This window comes from Micromonospora xinjiangensis, assembly GCF_056150165.1.
The window spans coordinates 1,011,125-1,030,565 of the sequence record NZ_JAXCFO010000001.1 but is presented as its reverse complement, the minus strand read 5'-3'; the positions used below and the strand labels follow the sequence as shown (position 1 = coordinate 1,030,565).

The window sequence follows — 19,441 nt, the reverse complement described above, 5'->3', positions numbered from 1 at the left end:
GGTTCCGGCGGGTCGGGTCACCGGGGTCCTCCTTCGGTGGGGTCGGTGCGGTGCGGGTCGGCGGGGCGCGCCCGCTCGGGTGGGGACGCCGCGACGGTACGGCCGATCGCGTCCAGCGACCGCGCCAGGTCCAGCAGCTCGGCGTCGGTGTCCGGGTCACCGCCGTACAACAGCTCCTCGACCTCGCCCGGTTCGTCGCCCGTACGCGCGGCGACGGCCTCGGCCACCTGCTCCGGCGGCGCGTCCGCTGGCAGGTTCAGCCAGGGCAGCACGCGGGCCAGGGTGGCCGCCCGCAACGTCCGGCCGGCCGCCTCCCGGGCGCCGTTCTTCTGATAGAGCCGGGCCCGGCCGAGCGCGGTCTCGGCGGACCGTACGGTCACCGGCAGCGGCTCGGGCGCGGGGGGCCCGAGCCGGCGGGCACGCCAGAGCGCGGCCAGCAGCAGGGCCAGCGCGAGCTGCGCCAGCACCGCCCAGAACCAGGGCGGGAAGGCGCCCCAGAGCGGGTTGGACGCCGGGCCGTCACCGCCGTCCGCGTCGGCCGGGGGCGGCACCCCGGAGTCGCCGCCCGGACCGGGACGGCCTTCGCCGGTGCCGCCGGGGTCGGGGGAACCGTGGCCCGTGCCGCGCGGGCCGGGTGACCGGGACGGTGACTCGCTGCCGCTGCTCGGCGGGGGCGGCTCGGGACCGGCCAGGTCGAGCCAGACGACCCGGTCGTGCAGCCCGAGCAGGCCGGCGGCGAGAGCGTGGTTGTCGTGCTCGCCGATCCGGTCGTTGCGGAAGGGATCGTCGGCCCCGACGAGCACCGTCTCGACGGGGCCGGGGAGCCGGGCCAGCCCCGCCGAGAAGCAGAGGTCGGCGGGGACGCTGTCGTCGTCGGCCGCGTACCGCTGGCGTTGCGCGGCCGCCCGGCGCACAGCGGCCAGTTCGGGGAGGGCACACACCCGGTCGGCGGCGCCCGGACCGACCACCCGGGTCGCCCAGCGCCGGTCACCGCGCGTCAGCGGCAGGCCGGCGCTGACGAGCGCCCGCTGCGACGGGTCGACCAGCACCACCCGGGTTCCGCCGGGCAGGCGGGTCAGCCCGGCCAGGGTGCTCGGGCGCAGGTGGTCCGGGGCCGGCACGAACACGGTGGCGGGCCCGGTATGGGCGGCCCGCAGCGCCGAGGGCACCTCGGTCTCCCGCTGCACCACGACGCCGCGTTGGCGCAGGGCATCGGCGAGGCGACTGGCGCCCTGCTCGCCGGCCTCCACGGGCGAGAGGTAGCCCGGGTCGGACGGGTCGGGGCGGTCCAGCGCCTGGGCGACCAGCGTGGTGACGAGCAGCGCCGTGACCAGCCCGAACGGGATCACCAGCCGGTGCCAGCGGCGTCGGCGGCGAGGCGCGGGACGCGGGTTCGCCGGGCGGGGGTCGGCCGGCGCGGTGGCCGGCGGGGCGGCCGTCATGCGCGCTCCTCCCGCGCCGTGGGGTGCTCGCCGGATCCGCCCTGTCCGGGTACGGCGGGTGGGCCCGGGACGGTCAGCACCCGGTGCAGTTCATCGGCGAGTTCCCGCATCCGCCGGTCGTGCTCGGCGGAGGCGGGTCGCTGCGCGTACCAGAGGTCGGAGAAGATCGCCCCGGCCGCGGCCACCGGCGGGCCGGTGGGCGGGCGGTTCCGGGCCGCCGTGGCGCCGACTTCGCGCACGGTCAGGCCCGGCTGTGGAGGCACCACCTGCCGCGCGGCGAGCTCTCCGATCATGGTGCGGAGCCGTTCCCGTACCGCCTCGGCGTAGCGTCCCTCGGCGGCGAGCCGGTCGGCGAGCGAGAGGTGGGCCGGGAGCGGATCGCCCGGCTCGGGGGTCGGAGCCGGCGTCGGTGGGGGCGTCACGTCGGGGGCGTCCGGGCGGCGCCGACGCCGGAACCAGGACAGCGACGGCCGCCAGCGCAGCCGGGGCCAGCGCAGCCGGGGCCGGCGTGGCCGGGGAAGCCGGAGCCGGGGCAACCGCACCCGGGGCAGCCGGGGGAGACGGCGGGGCACCCAGGCCGGGAACGTGTACCAGGCCAGCGCGACCACTGCGGCGGCGACGACGAGCAGCAGCGCGAGCAGCGACAACGGGATGTGATCGCCGATCGCCGCTGTGGTCTCCGTCCACCACCGGCTGAAACTCATCGCTCGGCCGCCAGCAGGGACCGCGCCGGCAGGTCGGCCGGCGCCCGGGCGAGCAGGATGTCCAACCCCTCGGTACGCATCCTGGTCTCCAGGTGCAGCACGGCGTCCAGGCAGGCGAGCCCCGCGTAGGCGACGGTGTTCACCGCCGCCCAGGCCAGCAGGGCGGCCGGCATCCGCCAGTCGGGGTCGAAGAAGTCGAACCCGGCGACCCCGAGGAGGATCCCGCTCGCCAGGCCGACCCGGAGGATCCACCAGCCGACGTAGCCGAGCACACGGATCATGCCGGCCCGCATCGCGCCCCGGCCGGCCAGCGCGACGGCGCGGGGCAGGACGCGCGACAGCGGCACCCGGTCGACCACGAGCACCGGAGCGACCGCCCCGAGCAGGAGGAAGCCCACGAACCAGAGGGGCCCGCAGAGCGCGGCCGTGTACATCAGGGCGCCGACCGTGAGCGCGAACAGCAGCGTGGCCGGCCAGCGCCCCCCGGACGGCCGGAGCACCTCGCCGGGACGGGCGGTACGGCCGAGCAGCGCCGCCGCGGCGGCCCGGGCGGCCGGGTTGCCGAGCAACGCGATGATCACGCCTTCGGTGGCCGCCCCGGTGGCCAGCAGCAGCCAGTACGCGGCGAACGAACCGTCGGAGAGCCACCAGATCGGCGGGACGGTGTCGGCCGCGAGCCGCAGCGGCAGCAGCACGAGGCACTGCTCCGCCGCGGCGAGCACGGCGGCGAGCGGCAGGAGCACCCGAGCCTGCTCGCGCAGGAGCAGGACGGCCGAGTCCAGCAGCTCGCCCACCGTGAGCGGGCGGTGCGGGAGCACGGCGATCGGGCCGGCGTCGGGCACGCGTACTCCTGGGAGGCGGACGACGGTGGCGCGCGACGGCGCACGCGGGGATCATGGTGTCACGCCCGGAGCGATCCGGTGGACCCGCAGGTGGCCGCCGGCGCGCGGTCTCCCAGCGGCCGGGACCGCTGTGGCAAGCTTGCCGCGGCGATACCGTGCCGGGTGACGCCGGTCCCACCGACATGGAAATGGGGATGGAAAATTAATCCCATGAGAGCACGGGTACTGGTGGTCGACGACGACCCCGCGCTCGCCGAGATGCTCGGCATCGTGCTGCGCAGCGAGGGGTTCCTGCCGTCCTTCGTCGCGGACGGGGAACGGGCACTCGCCGCGTTCCGTGACAACCGGCCGGATATCGTCCTGCTCGACCTCATGCTGCCCGGAATGAGCGGCATCGACGTGGCTCGCGCGATCCGGGCGGAGTCCGGCGTGCCGATCGTCATGTTGACCGCGAAGAGTGACACCGTCGACGTGGTCCTCGGGCTGGAGTCCGGCGCCGACGACTACGTGGTCAAGCCGTTCAAGCCCAAGGAGCTGGTGGCCCGGATGCGGGCCCGGCTGCGCCGGGGCGAGGACGTGGCGCCGGAGATGCTGACCATCGGCCCGCCCGGCAACCAGATCAGCATCGACGTGCCGGCGCACACCGTGAGCCGCAACGGCGAGGAGGTGAAGCTGACGCCGCTGGAGTTCGACCTGCTGGTCGCCCTCGCTCGCAAGCCGCGTCAGGTCTTCACCCGTGAGGTGCTGCTGGAGCAGGTCTGGGGCTACCGGCACGCCGCCGACACCCGGTTGGTCAACGTGCACGTGCAGCGGCTGCGCGCCAAGATCGAGCCGGATCCGGAGCGACCGGAAATCATCCTCACCGTGCGTGGCGTGGGCTACAAGGCGGGCACCGGATAACCTGGGGCGCACTGTGGCCTCCTCCGCGCTCCCTTCCCCCGAGCCAGCGACGCCGCGCCGGATCGGCGCCGGTCGCGAGCTGTGGCGTGCGCTGGTCGGCCGGGTCACGCGGCTGACGGCCGGGGTGCACCGGACGTGGCGCCGTTCGCTCCAGTTCCGGGTCGTCACCATCACGCTGGTGGCGTCCAGCCTGCTGGTGGGCGGTTTCGCGTACCTGATCGCCGACAAGATCACGAGCATCCTGCTGGAGAACGCCGAGACCGACGTCCGGCTGCGCCTCGACAGCGGCGCGGACTACGCCGCCAAGCAGGTCTACCTCTTCGGCCAGCCGCAGGAGGCCCAGCTCCAGGAGACCATCGAGGGGACGGTCAACTACCTCGCCGGCGGTGACCCGCAGCAGACCAGCGGCGTGGTGGTCGCCATCACCGCCGCGGGCTACCCGGGGACCATCCAGACGCGCAGCGCCCCGGCCGTCGACGTCCAGCCGCTGATCAGTCCGGAGCTGCGGGCCGCGGTGGCCGGCGGCAACGTGGCCAGCCAGATCGGCACGGGCCGGCTCACCGGCGAGCGGACGAAGTACCTGGCGTACGGCTCGCCGGTGCCGACCCGGTTCGGCCAGATCGAGCTGTACTACCTCGTGCCGCTGGCCCGGCAGGACGCCACCGCCGCCGACGCCCGGGCCACCGTGGGGGCCACCGGCGCGGCCCTGGTGGTGCTGCTCGGGCTGCTCGCCGCACTGGTCACCCGGCTGGTGGTGAACCCGGTACGGGTGGCTGCCCGCACCGCCCAGCGGCTCTCCGCGGGCCTGCTCGACCAGCGGATGGTGGTCAACGGCGAGGACGACCTGGCGTTGCTGGCCGCGTCGTTCAACCAGATGGCCACCAACCTCCAGCGGCAGATCCTGCGGCTGGAGGAGATGTCCCGGTTGCAGCGGCGGTTCACCTCCGACGTGTCGCACGAGCTGCGTACGCCGCTCACCACGGTCCGGATGGCCGCCGACCTGATCTTCGCCGAGCGCGACGAGTTCGACCCGGCGGTGGCGCGCAGCGCCGAACTCCTCCAGGCCGAGCTGGACCGGTTCGAGGAGCTGCTCACCGACCTGCTGGAGATCAGCCGCTTCGACGCGGGCTTCGCGATGCTGGACGCCGAGCCGACGGACCTGGTGCCGATCGTGCACCGCGTGGTGGAGCGGTTGGCCGGCCTGGCCGAGCGGGTGGGCGTACCGATCGAGGTGGAGCTGCCGGAAGACGAGGTGATCGCGGAGGTGGACCCGCGCCGCGTCGAGCGGGTGCTGCGCAACCTGGTCGGCAACGCGGTCGAGCACGGTGAGGGCCGACCGGTGCTGATCCGGCTCGGCATGGACGAGACCGCGGTGGCGATCACCGTGCGGGACCACGGGGTCGGGCTGAAGCCGGGTGAGGAGAAGCTCGTCTTCAACCGGTTCTGGCGGGCGGACCCGTCGCGGGCGCGGCAGACCGGCGGCACGGGGCTCGGCCTGTCGATCAGCCTGGAGGACGCGCGGCTGCACGGCGGCTGGCTCGAGGCGTGGGGCGCGCCCGGGCAGGGCGCCCAGTTCCGGCTCACCCTGCCGGCGCGGGCGGGTGACCGGTTGACCACCTCGCCGCTGCGCCTGGTGCCGGAGGACGCCCGGCTGCCCTACGGCGGCCCCGCCGACGGCGCCCCGCTGGCGATCGGCCCGGGTGCCGGCGGTGCCCTGGCGATCGGCCCGGCGGCGGCCGACGGCACGGAGTCGGTACGGGCGGAGGTGCGGTCGTGAGGGGTCGCTTCGTGGCCGGTGCGCTCTGCGGTGCCCTGGCCGTGGCGGGGTTCTCGGGGTGCGGCATTCCGGAGCGCTCCGAAGTCAAGATCGACGAGCGGCGGGAACCGGCGACGGAGTCCGGCGCGGTCAACGCCTGGCGCCAGGAGCCGCCGAGCCGGGCGAGCAGCGGGGCCGACCGGAAGCTGTTCGTCGACAACTTCCTCTCCGCGGCGGCCGGCGAGCCCGACCGGGCCTACTACCGGGTGAAGCAGTTCATCGACCCGCAGGGCAAGAGCCGCCTCCAGGAGAAGACGGGCAGCGAGGTCAGCCTGACCGTGGTCCGCCTGCTGGAGTCACCGGAGTTCACCGACAACAGCGACGGCACCACGACGGTGCGCATCAAGGTGCAGCAGATCGGTCTGCTCCGGGCCGACGGCAGGCTGGTGCGGCCGGTGTCCACCGAGAAGCAGTACGAGTTCCGGCTGCGCAGCGGGTCCCCGCTCGGCGCGGCCGACGACGGGGCGGGGCTGTACGTCCTGGATCCGCCGCCGAACGTGCTGCTGCTCAGCGACACAGCCCTGCAGACGTACTACGAGAGCCACTCGATCTACTTCTGGAGTTCGGACCGCAAGCGGCTGGTGCCCGACCAGCGTTACCGGCTCGTGAGCGTGCCCGCGGAGCGGCGGCTCAACGAGGTCGTGAAGTGGCTGGTGGACGGCCCGTCGGACTGGCTGACCCCCGGTGTCGTGGGTCTGCCCGACCGGACCGAGCTGATCAACAACGCCACCGGCGGGAACGGCCGCTGGGAGGTGAACCTGGACATGCCCGGCGACGACGCCGTCCGGGTCGACCAGTTCATCACCCAACTCGCCTGGTCGCTGCCCGATCTCGACGGCAAGATCGAGGTGAAGATCCGCAACAACTCGAAGCGGGTCGAGGACCTCGACCAGCGCCGTTCGATCTGGCCGCTCTACCGGTTGCCGGACGGGCCGCGGCGCTACTGCGTCTACGAGGGTGCGATCCATCCGCTCACCGTGCCGGGGGAGCCCAGCGGCACGGTGCCGCTCGACCCCGCGGCGAACCGGGACGTGCTCTCCGCCGCGCTCACCCGGACCCCCGAGAAGATCCTCGCCGCGCTGGTGGTGGGCACCTCCGGCGGGCGGCAGAGGCTCAGCGTGGGCACGGGACAGGACCCGGTGACGACCTTCGCCCAGGGCGGCGAGCACGCCGCGATCGGCCGTCCGGTCTGGCTGCGCGCCAGCGACTCCACCCAGCCGCAGGGGCTCGTGGTGGCGGACGACCGGCTCTACCGGTTCGACCAGAGCGCACGGATGACCGAGGTCCCGCTCAACCTGGGGAAGGTGACGGCGGTCGCCGCCTCGCTGGATGGCCAGCGGATCGCGCTGATCGCCGGTGGGGTGCTCTACGTGGCGGCGCTCAACCTCGACGGTGGCGGGGCCTCCATCGGGCCGCCCCAGGAGGTGGCCACCCTGCTGACGGGTCTCACGGCGGTCGACTGGGGCGACGAGAACCGGCTCATCGTCGCCGGGTCGGCCGGCCGGCCGGCGATCGACGAGATCAGCGTGGACGGTGCGCTGCGGACCCGGCTCATCGACGAGGCGGGCGCGAAGGTCACCCATCTGTCGGCGTACCCCAGCAATCCGACCATCCAGCTGCCCTCGGGCGCCTTCATGTACGAGGCGAACGGGGTGGCCTACCGCAGCAGCCCGTTCGAGCGGATCCACCGGGAGCAGGTGCTCGAGGTGACCCCGCCCCCCACCGGGGTGCGCCCCGGTAACCCGTCCGCCCCCTTCTTCGTCTTCTGACGCCGTGCGCGGCCTCGGCGGGCTCTGGACGGACCTCGGCGACCTGGTGCTGCCCGCCGACTGCGCGGGGTGCCGGCAGCGCCGCCCGGGGCTGCGGCACGGGGTCTGCCCGGAGTGCGTGGCGGCGTTGGAGTCGCAACCGCCCCGTCCCGTGCGACCCACGCCCGCCCCGGCGGGTCTGCCGCCCTGCTTCGCCCTCGGCCCGTACGCCGGTCCGCTGCGGGAGGCGCTGCTGGCGTACAAGGACCATGGGCGGCACGGACTGGCACGCCCGCTCGGCGCGCTGCTCGCCGAGGTGGTCGCCGCGGCCGTGCGGCCGGTCAATCCGGTGGCGCTGGTCCCGGTGCCGGACACCGCGGCGGCGGCCCGCGCCCGCTACGGCGACCACCTGGACCGCCTTGCCCGGCACTGCGCGCGGCGGCTGCGCCGCGCGGGATGGCCGGCGCGGGTCATCCGGCCGCTGCGCGCGCTGCCCCGACCGGACTCGGTGACGCTGGACAGCGCGGGCCGTGCCGCGGCGGCCGAGGCCGCGTTCCGGGCGCGGCCCACCCGGCGGGTCGACGCGACGGTCGTGGTGCTCGACGACATCGTCACCACGGGCGCCACCCTCGCCGCGGTGAGCCGGGCCCTGGCTGCGACGGGCCTGTCACCCACGGTCGCCGCGGTGCTCGCCGCGACCGAAAAGCGACACCGGGGGTGACTCTTCGTGTTTCATTTTCACCCGATGGTGTACGACCTGCGAGAAATCATGACGGTCTTGGCAACCGGGGGTGACTGCCCCGAGAACAAGAGTTAGCGTCAACGTGTCGGGGGTAGGAGGTCTTTCCACCCGCCCCCGGCGGTGAAAGGAGGCGTAGCCGCACTGACCGGTCGACGCCGAGCAGGGCCTCATCCCTAGGGGCGAACGACCGGGTTACCGATCGAAGACCGTCCGAGCCAGGGAGGTCACGTGGACATCGTGGTCAAGGGCCGAAACGTCGAAGTGCCGGACCATTACCGGGTACACGTAGCTGAGAAACTCGCCAAGATCGAACGCTACGATCACAAGCTCATCCGGGTGGACGTGGAGCTTTTCCACGAACGCAATCCGCGCCAGTCGGACCACTGCCAGCGGGTGGAGATCACCTGCATTTCCCGAGGCCCGGTGATTCGGGCCGAGGCCTGCACCAACGACTTCTACAGCGCGCTCGACGCCGCCATCGCGAAGCTCGACACCCGGCTGCGCCGGGCGGCCGACCGGCGCCGGGTCCACCGGGGCCGCCACGCCCCGCTCTCCGTCGCCGCCGCCACCGCGGCCCTGCCCGTCAGCGACCTGGGCGCCGACCCGCTCGGCGCGCTGAGCGACAACGGGCGCGCCGCCACGGCCGTGGCCGACCGGGTCGAGGCCGAGGAGGAGTACGACGACCAGCCCTGGCACATCGCGCGGGAGAAGGTGCACCCCGCCGAGCCGATGACGGTCGACGACGCCCTGTTCCAGATGGAGTTGGTGGGCCACGACTTCTACCTGTTCCTCGACAAGGAGTCCGGCCGCCCGAGCGTCGTCTACCGCCGCCACGCCTACGACTACGGCATCATCTCGCTGGCCGTCTGAGCCCCGCGCCGATCAGGGGGCCGTCGCGACCACGGCTCCCTGATCCGTCAGCGGAGTTCCCCGGCCAGGAGGCCGAAAACCAGGTCGTCGACGCGGGTTCCGGCCAGGCCGGGGAGCCGGCCGCGCTGGGTTCCCTCCGCGAGGAAACCGACCCGCTCCAGGACCCGGTGGGAGGCGACGTTGTCCGGCATCGTGCCGGCGGTGAGCCGGCCGAGCCCGACCGGTCCGAAGGCCCAGCGGGCGAGGAGCCGGACGGCGCGGGTCGCGTACCCACGGCCGCGCCACTGCGGCAGCAGCGCGTAACCGACGCTGCCCTCACCGTCGCTCAGGCCGGTCAGCGAGAGCCCGCAGCTGCCGACCGCGGCGCCGCTCGCCGCGTCCACGATCAGCAGCCGGGCCAGCTCGCCCGTGAGCCACCGGCTCGCCGCCGACCGGCAGCGCCGTTCGATCGCGGCGCGGTCCGGTGGCACGGGCGGGGCCTGGTTGGCCACCACCTCCGGCCGGGTGTGCAGGCCGTACATCACGTCGGCGTCGTCGGGGCCCAGCGGGCGCAGGGTCACCACCGAGTCGGTCAGCCGGCCGTCGGGGAGGTCGGGCAGCCGCCGGGGCGTGGGGGCCGCGGGGTCGGCGGCGAGACGGACCCAGGCGAGCAGGTCGTGCCGCCCGCCGTCGCGGGACCCGCCGGCGGCTCGGCGTACGCCCTCGTAGCGGAAGCCGGCGCCGAGGGCGACCCGCTGGCTGGCCGCGTTCTCGGCGTCGGTGAGCAGCTCCAACCGGACCGTGCCGGTGGCGAACGCCTCCTCGGCGAGCGCCCGGGCCGCCGCCGTGGCCACGCCGCGCCCCCGGGCCGCCGGTGTCACCCAGTAGCCGATCTCCGCCTGCCCGCGCTGGGCCACCGCGTTGCTGAGGCCCACGGTGCCGAGCAGCCGGTCGTCGGCCGGGTCGGCGATCGCGTACGCGGCCCCGCCGCCGGCCCGGGCCGCCGGTGCCGCCTCGGTGATCCAGGCGCGTGCGTCCGCTTCCGTGTACGGCACGGGCAGGCCGGTGAGGTAGCGCGCGGTCAGCGGGTCGGTGCACCCGGTGACCACGTCGGCGGTGTCGTCGAGCCGGAACGGGCGCAGCCGCACGCCGTACGCCTCGATGACCTCTCGGGTCATACCAGGTCCTCGGGGAGCAGGGCGCCCACCCAGACGTCCACCCGTTCGTCCCGGTGGGCGAGCGCGCCCCGGGCGATGCCCTCGACGGTGAAGCCGGCCTTCTCGGCCGCCCGACGGGAGGCGGTGTTGCCGACGTTGGCCCGCCACTCGATCCGGGCCAGCCCGAGCGTGGTGAATCCCCAGGCGCAGAGGGCGGTGAGCGCGGCCGGCATGAACCCTCGACCGCGCGCGGCCGGGGCGGTCATGTAGCCGACGTCGGCGAGGAGCGGGTCGGTGGGGGACAGCCGCAGGTCGACGGAGCCCGCGTACCGGTCGTCGGGGCCGGTGAAGACGTAACCGACGCTGGTGCCGGCCGCCCACGTCCCGCGCAGGAAGTCGAGGAACGACTCGGCGTCGGCCCGCTGGTACGGGTCGGGCACGCTCGTCCAGCGGACGGTGTCGGGGTCGCGGCAGGTCTGCACGATCGCGTCGAGGTCGCGCTCCTCCATCGGGCGCAGTCGCAGCTCTTCACCGCCGCTGGCGGCGAAGAGGGTCGGTTGCGGGCGCCCGAAGACGGCGGCCCGGCGGGCCTGAAGGGTCCCGGGACCGGCGGGGCCGGGTGCGCCGGGTGCGGGCACCTCGCCGGGCAGGAGGGAGCCGACCCAGGCGTCCGGCCGGCCGTCCGGCGCCGGGTGGGCGAGCCGGAGCCGCCCCTCGATCCGGAAGCCGCAGCGGAGCGCGACCAGCCGGGAGGCGTGGTTGCCCACCTCCGCCTGCCAGACCAACCGGCGCAGCTTCAGCGAGTCGAACGCCCACCGGGCGACCGCGCGGGCGGCTCGGGTGGTCACGCCCCGGCCGCGGGCCCAGGGGGCGGCCCAGTAGCCGATCTCGCCGGAGCCGAGGTGGGTGTCGAGCGCGACGAGCCCGCAGGAGCCGAGCAGTTGACCCGTGACCGCGTCGCAGACCGCGAACGGGGCGCCGGTGCCCTCCGCCCAGGCCCGGGCGGAGAAGTCGGTGACGAACTCGTTGGCCCGTTCGGGCAGGTACGGGCGGGGTACGGTGGTCCAGCGTTGGATGTCCGGATCCTGGCACGCGCGGTGCACGGCGTCGGCGTCCTCGGCCCGCCACGGGCGCAGCAGCAGGCCGTCCTCGCTGATCTCCACTGGCTCCACCCGAGCATCGTGCCGGATCGTTCGCCCATGGCGTAACCGGATATCCACCGTGGTTCGTACCGGCCGCGTCTTATGTCGGTTTCGGCGGTCCGGTCCGTCGCCACCACTGACCATCGGGCCGATGGAGCGCCTACGATGGTTCGAGACCGTCTAGGGGAGCGTTGATCCGTGTCGATTCTGGAAAGGGTCCTCCGCGCTGGCGAGGGCCGCATGCTGCGTCGGCTCAAGGCCATCGCGGCCGCCGTCAACTCGATCGAGGACGACTACGTCAACCTCACCGACGCCGAGCTGCGCGGCATGACCGAGCAGTTCAGGGAACGGCTGGCCGACGGCGAGACCCTCGACGACCTGCTGCCCGAGGCGTTCGCGGTGTGCCGCGAGGCGGCCGCCCGGGTGCTCGGCCAGCGTCCGTACGACGTCCAGGTGATGGGCGGCGCGGCGCTGCACTTCGGCAATATCGCCGAGATGAAGACGGGTGAGGGCAAGACCCTGACCTCGGCGTTGCCGGTCTACCTGAACGCGCTCTCCGGCAAGGGCGTGCACGTGGTCACGGTCAACGACTACCTGGCCCAGCGTGACGCCGCCTGGATGGGGCGCGTGCACGAGTTCCTCGGGCTCACCGTCGGCGTGGTGCTGCCCAACCGCCCCGCCGACGAGCACCGGGCCGCGTACGCCTGCGACATCACCTACGGCACCAACAACGAGTTCGGCTTCGACTACCTGCGCGACAACATGGCCTGGTCGAAGGACGAGCTGGTGCAGCGCGGGCACAACTTCGCGGTGGTCGACGAGGTCGACTCGATCCTGATCGACGAGGCCCGGACGCCGCTGATCATCTCCGGCCCGGCGGAGCACTCCGCCCGCTGGTACCAGGAGTTCGCCGCCGTGGTGGCCCGGCTCCAGTCGGGCAAGGACGGCGAGGGCGACTACGAGGTCGACTACGCCAAGCGGACGGTCGCGATCACCGAGCGGGGCGTCGCCAAGGTCGAGGACCGGCTCGGCATCGACAACCTCTACGAGTCGGTGAACACTCCCCTGGTCGGCTACCTGAACAACGCGATCAAGGCCAAGGAGCTCTACAAGCGCGACAAGGACTACATCGTCAGCGACGGCGAGGTCCTCATCGTCGACGAGTTCACCGGCCGCATCCTGCACGGGCGCCGCTACAACGAGGGCATGCACCAGGCGATCGAGGCCAAGGAGGGGGTGGAGATCAAGCAGGAGAACCAGACCCTGGCCACCATCACCCTCCAGAACTACTTCCGTCTCTACGAGAAGCTCTCCGGGATGACCGGTACGGCGCAGACCGAGGCGGGCGAGTTCAACAAGGTCTACAAGGTCGGCGTGGTCACCATCCCCACCCACCGGCCGATGATCCGGCAGGACCGGCCGGACGTGATCTACAAGACCGAGAAGGCCAAGTTCAACGCCGTGGTGGAGGACATCGCGGAGCGGCACGAGGCGGGCCAGCCGGTGCTGGTCGGCACCGTGTCCGTGGAGAATTCCGAGATCCTCTCCCAGCTGCTGCGCCGCCGGGGCATCCCGCACTCGGTCCTCAACGCGAAGTTCCACGCCCGGGAGGCGGAGATCGTCGCCCAGGCCGGGCGCAAGGGCGCGGTGACCGTGGCCACCAACATGGCCGGCCGTGGCACCGACATCCTGCTCGGCGGCAACCCCGAGTTCCTCGCCGCGAACGAGCTGCGCCAGCGCGGCCTCGATCCGGTGGAGCACGAGGAGGAGTACGCCAAGGCGATGGAGGAGGTCCTGCCCAAGTGGAAGCAGGCCTGCGACGCCGAGGCCGAGGAGGTGGCCGCCGCCGGTGGGCTCTACGTGCTCGGCACCGAGCGCCACGAGTCCCGCCGCATCGACAACCAGCTGCGTGGTCGCTCGGGCCGGCAGGGTGACCCGGGCGAGTCCCGCTTCTACCTGTCGCTGCAGGACGAGCTGATGCGGCGGTTCCGCGCCGGGGCCGTCGAGGCGGTCATGGAGCGCTTCAACATCCCCGAGGACGTGCCCATCGAGTCGAAGATGGTCACCCGCCAGATCAAGACCGCGCAGGCCCAGATCGAGGGGCAGAACGCGGAGATCCGCAAGAACGTCCTGAAGTACGACGAGGTGCTCAACAAGCAGCGCCAGGTCATCTACGCCGAGCGGCTGCGGGTGCTCAACGGCGAGGACCTCTCCGAGCAGGTCCGCAACATGATCGACGACGTGGTCGAGGCGTACGTGCGGGGTGCGACGTCGGAGGGCTACGGCGAGGAGTGGGACCTCGACCAGCTGTGGACCAGCCTCAAGCAGCTCTACCCGGTCGGTGTGACGATCGAGGAGCTGGAGGAGGAGGTCGGCGGCTCCCGCGCCGGCATGGACGCGGACTTCCTGGTCGCCCGCCTCAAGGAGGACGCGCACGCCGCGTACGACCGGCGTGAGGAGCAGCTCGGCGAGGAGGGCGTCCGGCAGCTCGAGCGGATGGTCCTGCTCCAGGTGATCGACCGGAAGTGGCGCGAGCACCTCTACGAGATGGACTACCTCCAGGAGGGCATCAGCCTCCGGGCGTACGCCCAGCGCGACCCGGTGGTCGAGTACCAGCGCGAGGGCTTCGACATGTTCGCCACCATGATGGACGGCATCAAGGAGGAGACGGTCGGCTTCCTCTACAACCTGGAGGTCCAGGTCGCCGAGCCCGAGCCGGAGGCGGAGGCCGAGGAGGTCAAGCTGCTCGACAAGCCGGTGGAGCTGCGCGCGAAGGGCCTCAACCGGGCTCCCCAGCAGCAGGGCCTCCAGTACTCGTCGCCCACGATCGACGGTGAGGCGGGCGCCGGTGGGGTCGCGGTGGAGCAGGCCGACCAGCAGGCGCCGGCGCTCGGCGTCGGGCGGGCCGCCAAGTCCGCCCCGGCCGCGCCGGGGAGGACGGCTCCGTCGGCGCCGCAGCGCCCCGCCAGCGGGATGAGCGGGCCGGCCGTCGCGGGGAGCGGCGCGCGGCGGGTGGCGCCGGGTCAGGCCGAGGCCGGCAACGGGCCGTCCCGGAACGCGCCGTGCCCGTGCGGCTCGGGTCGCAAGTACAAGCGGTGTCACGGCGCGCCCAACGGCGGCGCCTGATCCTGAGCTGAGGTGGCCGCCTCGGGGCTTCGGCCCCGGGGCGGCCGTCGCGTGCCGGTCACAGCACGTGCAGGGCGGTGCAGAGCCAGCGGCCGCGGCGGTGTTCGAGGCGTAGCGCGAGGGCCCAGGTGCGCCCCTCGGCGACGGTGAGCACGGCGGCTGCCTCCACCGCTCCGGTGCGGGGCTCGCCCACGCGCAGCCGGCGCAGCCGCACGGTGGGGCGGGTAGGCCGGGCCGAGCGGCGGCGGGTCGCACCGGTGCGTGCCCCGGCGCGGGACAGCTCGGGCAGGAGTTCGTGCGCCCGGGCCGGATCGAGCAGGTGACGCAGCTGGGCCGGGGGCCGGTAGCCGTTGAGCACTTCCACACAGGTGCCGACGAAACGATGGGCGGCGCGGGTGGCCTCGGGGGTCGCCGTCACCAGCGCGGCGGGTGGCAGGGGCGCGGGGCAGCCGCGCCCCGGGCCGGTGGGCACCGGACGGAGCCCGACCCGCCGAGCGGGCGGGTGGTCGCTGTCGGACCGGGTCGATCCGAAGAGGTCGAGGGCGAGCTGACCGTGGGTGGGCGGTGACCAGGCGGTGGTCTCGTCGAGATACGGCGGATCGAGCGGCGGCGCGGGGCGGAGTCGGATGGCGGGCCGGACCGGCCCGGGGCGACGGTTCATCGGCTGCTCCCCGTTCCTTCTGTTTGCCTTCGTTTGCCTTCGACTTCCTTTCATTGTTGGTCAGGGGAGCGGCAACGGTCAATGCCGGGTAGCTGGCCGACTACTCCTCGTCGCGCTCGACGAGCGGGTTTCCCCGCACCCACTCCGCGGTCTCCTCGTACTTGCGCTGGATGTACTCCTCCAGCCGGGCCCGCTCCACCCGCCACTGCCCCCGGCCGCCGATCTTGATCGCCGGCAGCTCGCCGCTGCGGACCATGTGGTAGACCTGCGAATCCGACACGTTCAGCTCGGCGGCCACGTCGGAGAGGAGCAGGAACCTCGGCTCCACGAAGACTCCCTCGTTTGATTGCGGTTGCCTCAGTTTGCCATCAACGGCCGACGTGCCCCAGCCTCCCGCGCCCCTCGGCGTCGAGCGGCTGTCGACACACCGGTGACGGAACTTCCACAGGTCGGGCGCGGGGTGTATGACGGTCACGGCGTACGGCATGATCGGCGCCCGGGCCGGCGGACGCCGGTGGAGGACCTGAGCGGGGAGACGACCGGTGACCGACCAGCTTGTCCGGGTGTACGTCCCGGCGACCGTACCCATGCTGGCCCGGCTGCGCGAGCACGGGCTCACCGCCGCCGAGGCGCACGCGGTCACTCCGGCGCTGCGGGAGTGGTACGCCGAGGGCGACGAGGAGGAGTTGGAGTACGTCGCGTTCACGCGCGCGGCTCAGGACGCGCTGCTCCTGCTCCGGGCCGACGCCGCGGCGCCCCGCCGCCGGGTCGTGGTCTCCGCCGACCTGCCGGCCGCCGCCGTGGGCCGCGGTGACCCGGAGCTCGGTTCCAGCACGGTCGGCCTCACCGCGCCCGTGCCGGTGGCGGCCGTCGCGGCGATCCACGTCGACGGCGCGGAGGCCGTCGGGGACGTCGCCGCCGCGGCCGACGTGGTGACGGAGGCGCTCGCCGGTGACCCGGACGCCCAGTTCACCGTCGACGGCGCGGAGGACCACGAGCTGGAGTGGTACGACGTCACCGAACTGGACCTGCTGCTGCGTACGGTCGACTGACCCCGGCCGCCCCCGGGCCCGTGCCCGGCGCGGCCCCGCCCGGTCAGCGTCCCGCGCCCGCCGCCACGGTCTCGTCGGCCGGCTCGTCCCCGCTCGGGCTCGGGCCCAGCGTGCGACCGAACGCGATCATGGCGGTCAGCGCCCCCACGAAGAGCACCCAGATGGCGTTGTCCACGCGCGACGTGCCGAGCAGGGTCTGGGCCACCGCGTCCGCCTCGCTGAGCGCGCCGGCCAGGTCCAGCAGGGCGCGCCCGCCGATCCGCATGACCACCTCGGTCACCAGCAGGAGCAGGCCCGGCCCGGCCCCGGCCAGCAGGTAGGCGGGCCAGCGCGGCGTGGTGGCGGCCGGGTCGTGGCGGAGGGCGCGACGCCGCGCCCAGGTCAGGTACGCGAAGGCCAGCAGCCCGGCCACCAGCCCGGCGAGCAGGGACTCGGTGCGGGACACCCACTTGGCGGCGTTCGCCAGCGACTCCTGGGTCTCGCCGGCGCCGAAGAGGTCGAAGAGCGGGCCACGGGCCCGGCTGAACGCGACCACGAAGATCAGTACGCCGAGGCCGGAGGTCGCCATGGCGCCCACCACCGGGGCGCTGCGGGCGCCCGCGACCGCGCCGCCGATGATCGCCGCGGCCACGGTGGTGCCCGCGATGGTGTTGGTGGTGGCGTTGTCGGCGTAGGTCAGGTTCACCGCCATGGCGGCGGCGAAACCGACGAGCAGACCGGTGCCGATCGCGGTCAGGAAGCGGAGGGTGGCGCGGTCGCCGCTGCGGCCGGCGAGCACGTTCCCGGCCAGGAGCGCGACCGCGGCGCCCGCCACCAGCGCGGCGGAGATCACACCGGGCAGGGCGAAGGCGGAGAGGCTGATCGCGGTGACGCCGATCCCCTCCGAGTGGATGGCCTCCCGGGTGGACCAGAGCATCGCGGTCAGCCAGCCCAGCGACAGCAGCGTGAGCACCGCCGCGCCGGGGGCGGGCACGGGGCCGACGGTCGCCTCCGCGGCGGCGGGCTCGTCGTCGACGGCGGCGTCGGCCGTCTCCGGTGCGGCGACGGCAGCCGGGGCGGCCGCACCGTCCGTGCCGGCCTCGGTGTCGCCGACGGCGGGCTGGTCCGGCTCCGCGGCCTTCGGGTCGCCCGGCTGCTTGGTCATCGTTGTCCCTTCGCGGGTCGGCAGGTCACCGGCCCTCCAGGGTAGCCGCCCCCGGTCCCAGCGCCCCGTCGACGCCGGCCGCGCGGACGGTCCCCCGGCCCGCCTGGCCGCCCGGGCCCACGGACCGGGCCGGCCCGGCCCGATCCTGACCCGCCGGTGCGCCCGGCGGCGCCCGGTCACGGGTCACCCATCGACGCGCGGCGGCGGAGGCGGGGTGGTTCCCCGAGCGTGGGAGAATCGCGCCAGGTCCCGCCGTCGTGGCCGGTCAACCCGGTGCGGCGTGCGGCGTCCGGCCGTCCGGTCGGTGCCCGCGGGTCCGGTTCCGCCACCGCTGTCGAGATCGCCAGGAGCCTTCATGGACGCCGTGTTCTCCGTCCCCGAACCGCGCAACGAGCCGGTACGCACCTACGAGCCGGGCAGTGCCGACCGGGAGCGGCTCCAGCGGCGGTTGACCGAGCTGGCCGCCGAGCGGATCGACCTGCCGATGACCATCGCCGGCGAGCAGCGGATGGCCGGCGGCGAGTCGATCGACGTGGTCCAGCCGCACAAGCACGCGCACGTGCTGGGTGTCACCGCCCACGCCACCCACGACGACGCCCGCGCGGCGGTCAAGGCCGCGAAGGACGCGGCCCCGATGTGGCGGGCCCTGCCGTTCGAGGAGCGCGCGGCGATCTTCCTGCGCGCGGCCGACCTGCTCTCCGGCCCGTGGCGCGACACCCTGAACGCCGCCACCATGCTCGGCCAGTCGAAGACCGCCGTGCAGGCGGAGATCGACTCGGCCTGCGAGTTCATCGACTTCCTCCGGTTCAACGTCCACTTCGCCCGCAAGCTCCTCGCCGAGCAGCCGCTCTCCTCGCCCGGCACCTGGAACCGGTTCGACCACCGGCCCCTGGAGGGCTTCATCTACGCGGTGACGCCGTTCAACTTCACCGCGATCGCCGGCAACCTGCCGTCGGCACCGGCGCTGCTGGGCAACACCGTGGTCTGGAAGCCGGGCCCGACGCAGCAGTTCGCCGCGCACTTCACCATGCGGCTGTTCGAGGCGGCCGGCCTCCCGCCCGGCGTGATCAACATGGTCACCGGGCGGGGCGAGGAGGTCTCCGACGTGGTGCTCGCCGACCCCGACCTGGCCGGCATCCACTTCACCGGCTCGACCAAGGTCTTCCAGCACCTGTGGCGGACCGTCGGCGAGAACATCGCCCGCTACCGGGGCTACCCGCGGCTGGTCGGCGAGACCGGCGGCAAGGACTTCGTCGTGGCGCACTCCAGCGCCGACGTCGACGCCCTGCACACCGCGCTGATCCGCGGCGCCTACGAGTACCAGGGCCAGAAGTGCTCGGCCGCGTCCCGGGCGTACATCCCCCGCTCGATCTGGGAGGGTGGGCTGCGCGACCGGCTCGCGGCGACCGCCGACGGGCTGGCGTACGGCGACGTCACCGACTTCCGCAACTTCGGCGGCGCGGTGATCGACGACAAGGCGTTCGGCCGGCACACCGCGGCCCTCGACCTGATCTCCGGTGACGACACCTGCCGGATCCTGGCCGGTGGCACCGCCGACGACTCGGTCGGCTACTTCGTGCGGCCGACGCTCTTCGAGTGCACCGACCCGGCGCACGAGACCTTCACCACCGAGTACTTCGGGCCGATCCTGGGTGTGCACGTCTTCGACGACGCGCGCTTCGACGACGTGGTGGCCCAGGCCGAGTCGATCGCCCCGTACGCCCTGACCGGGTCGATCTTCGCGACCGACCGGGTGGTGGTCGACCGGGTGGCCGAGAAGATGCGGTACGCGGCCGGCAACTTCTACATCAACGACAAGCCGACCGGCGCCGTGGTCGGGCAGCAGCCCTTCGGCGGCGCCCGGGCCAGCGGCACCAACGACAAGGCGGGCTCCTGGCACAACCTGGTCCGCTGGATGTCGCCGCGGACGATCAAGGAGACGTTCGTCCCGCCGACCGACCACACCTACCCGCACATGGGCTGAGACCCGCCGCGAGGGGCCCCCTGTCGGACAGGGGGCCCCTCCGCGCCTCAACGGACTGTCGTCGGCCGACAGTGCACATTGGAAGTCCTGTCGGGTGGCAAACCGCCAAATCCTGGACGGCGCGCAAGCAAA

At 73.8% G+C, this 19,441-nt stretch carries 16 protein-coding genes; 8 read left to right on the top strand and 8 right to left on the bottom strand.

Going from position 1 to position 19,441, the window contains the following annotated elements; all coding sequences use genetic code 11:
• Positions 1-17: 17 nt before the first annotated feature.
• Genes SM573_RS04940 through SM573_RS04930 form a run of 3 tightly spaced genes read right to left on the bottom strand, consistent with a single transcriptional unit; the run spans position 18 to position 2,988 of the window.
• The gene (locus SM573_RS04940) at positions 18-1,442 is read right to left on the bottom strand and encodes a DUF4350 domain-containing protein (protein WP_474615572.1); all 1,425 of its coding nucleotides are present in this window, start codon (positions 1,440-1,442) and stop codon (positions 18-20) included.
• Positions 1,439-2,146 (bottom strand): DUF4129 domain-containing protein, encoded by a 708-nt coding sequence (locus SM573_RS04935; RefSeq protein ID WP_474611845.1) that lies wholly within the window; start codon positions 2,144-2,146, stop codon positions 1,439-1,441. The genes SM573_RS04940 and SM573_RS04935 overlap by 4 nt, the downstream gene beginning before the upstream one ends.
• The gene (locus SM573_RS04930) at positions 2,143-2,988 is read right to left on the bottom strand and encodes a hypothetical protein (RefSeq protein WP_474611846.1); all 846 of its coding nucleotides are present in this window, start codon (positions 2,986-2,988) and stop codon (positions 2,143-2,145) included. The genes SM573_RS04935 and SM573_RS04930 overlap by 4 nt, the downstream gene beginning before the upstream one ends.
• Positions 2,989-3,198: 210 nt before the next feature.
• Here SM573_RS04930 and mtrA point away from each other — a divergent pair, with 210 nt between their 5' ends.
• The 5 genes from mtrA to hpf all read left to right on the top strand — a co-directional run bounded on the left by mtrA (position 3,199) and on the right by hpf (position 9,064).
• The gene (mtrA, locus tag SM573_RS04925) at positions 3,199-3,888 is read left to right on the top strand and encodes an MtrAB system response regulator MtrA (RefSeq protein WP_120330083.1); all 690 of its coding nucleotides are present in this window, start codon (positions 3,199-3,201) and stop codon (positions 3,886-3,888) included.
• A 13-nt stretch (positions 3,889-3,901) separates the two neighbouring features.
• Positions 3,902-5,665: an MtrAB system histidine kinase MtrB gene (gene mtrB, locus SM573_RS04920; protein ID WP_474615571.1), complete on the top strand. Its 1,764-nt coding sequence runs from the start codon at positions 3,902-3,904 to the stop codon at positions 5,663-5,665.
• On the top strand, positions 5,662-7,473 hold the full coding sequence (locus tag SM573_RS04915) for an LpqB family beta-propeller domain-containing protein (RefSeq protein ID WP_474615570.1): 1,812 nt from the start codon (positions 5,662-5,664) through the stop codon (positions 7,471-7,473). Before mtrB ends, SM573_RS04915 begins: the two co-directional genes overlap by 4 nt.
• A 4-nt stretch (positions 7,474-7,477) precedes the next feature.
• On the top strand, positions 7,478-8,173 hold the full coding sequence (locus SM573_RS04910) for a ComF family protein (RefSeq protein ID WP_474611849.1): 696 nt from the start codon (positions 7,478-7,480) through the stop codon (positions 8,171-8,173).
• 249 nt (positions 8,174-8,422) lie between these two features.
• On the top strand, positions 8,423-9,064 hold the full coding sequence (gene hpf / locus SM573_RS04905; RefSeq protein ID WP_474611850.1) for a ribosome hibernation-promoting factor, HPF/YfiA family: 642 nt from the start codon (positions 8,423-8,425) through the stop codon (positions 9,062-9,064).
• A 47-nt stretch (positions 9,065-9,111) separates the two neighbouring features.
• Here the strand turns inward: hpf and SM573_RS04900 are convergent, their stop codons facing one another.
• Both SM573_RS04900 and SM573_RS04895 read right to left on the bottom strand, forming a co-directional pair.
• Positions 9,112-10,221, bottom strand: coding sequence for a GNAT family N-acetyltransferase (locus tag SM573_RS04900; protein ID WP_474615569.1), 1,110 nt, complete (start codon positions 10,219-10,221; stop codon positions 9,112-9,114).
• Complete coding sequence (locus tag SM573_RS04895) at positions 10,218-11,372, bottom strand: GNAT family N-acetyltransferase (RefSeq protein WP_474615568.1); 1,155 nt, start codon at positions 11,370-11,372, stop codon at positions 10,218-10,220. The genes SM573_RS04900 and SM573_RS04895 overlap by 4 nt, the downstream gene beginning before the upstream one ends.
• A 168-nt stretch (positions 11,373-11,540) precedes the next feature.
• Here SM573_RS04895 and secA point away from each other — a divergent pair, with 168 nt between their 5' ends.
• Entirely contained in the window at positions 11,541-14,468 is a 2,928-nt protein-coding gene (secA, locus tag SM573_RS04890) for a preprotein translocase subunit SecA (protein ID WP_474615567.1), read from the top strand.
• Positions 14,469-14,526: 58 nt separating this feature from the next.
• Here the strand turns inward: secA and SM573_RS04885 are convergent, their stop codons facing one another.
• Positions 14,527-15,129: an Rv3235 family protein gene (locus tag SM573_RS04885; protein ID WP_474615566.1), complete on the bottom strand. Its 603-nt coding sequence runs from the start codon at positions 15,127-15,129 to the stop codon at positions 14,527-14,529.
• Between the two features lie 100 nt (positions 15,130-15,229).
• Positions 15,230-15,457 (bottom strand): helix-turn-helix domain-containing protein, encoded by a 228-nt coding sequence (locus SM573_RS04880; RefSeq protein WP_474611855.1) that lies wholly within the window; start codon positions 15,455-15,457, stop codon positions 15,230-15,232.
• 214 nt (positions 15,458-15,671) lie between these two features.
• On the opposite strand from SM573_RS04880, the gene SM573_RS04875 reads away from it, so the two are divergent.
• Entirely contained in the window at positions 15,672-16,181 is a 510-nt protein-coding gene (locus SM573_RS04875; RefSeq protein ID WP_474611856.1) for a DUF6912 family protein, read from the top strand.
• 43 nt (positions 16,182-16,224) lie between these two features.
• On the opposite strand, the gene SM573_RS04870 is transcribed toward SM573_RS04875, so the two are convergent.
• A complete protein-coding gene (locus SM573_RS04870; protein WP_474615565.1) occupies positions 16,225-17,325 on the bottom strand; it encodes a hypothetical protein in 1,101 nt (366 codons plus the stop codon).
• Between the two features lie 355 nt (positions 17,326-17,680).
• Here SM573_RS04870 and pruA point away from each other — a divergent pair, with 355 nt between their 5' ends.
• Positions 17,681-19,309 carry an L-glutamate gamma-semialdehyde dehydrogenase gene (pruA, locus tag SM573_RS04865; RefSeq protein ID WP_474611858.1) on the top strand — a complete coding sequence of 543 codons (1,629 nt, stop codon included), beginning with the start codon at positions 17,681-17,683 and terminating at the stop codon, positions 19,307-19,309.
• The last annotated feature ends 132 nt before the right edge of the window (positions 19,310-19,441 follow it).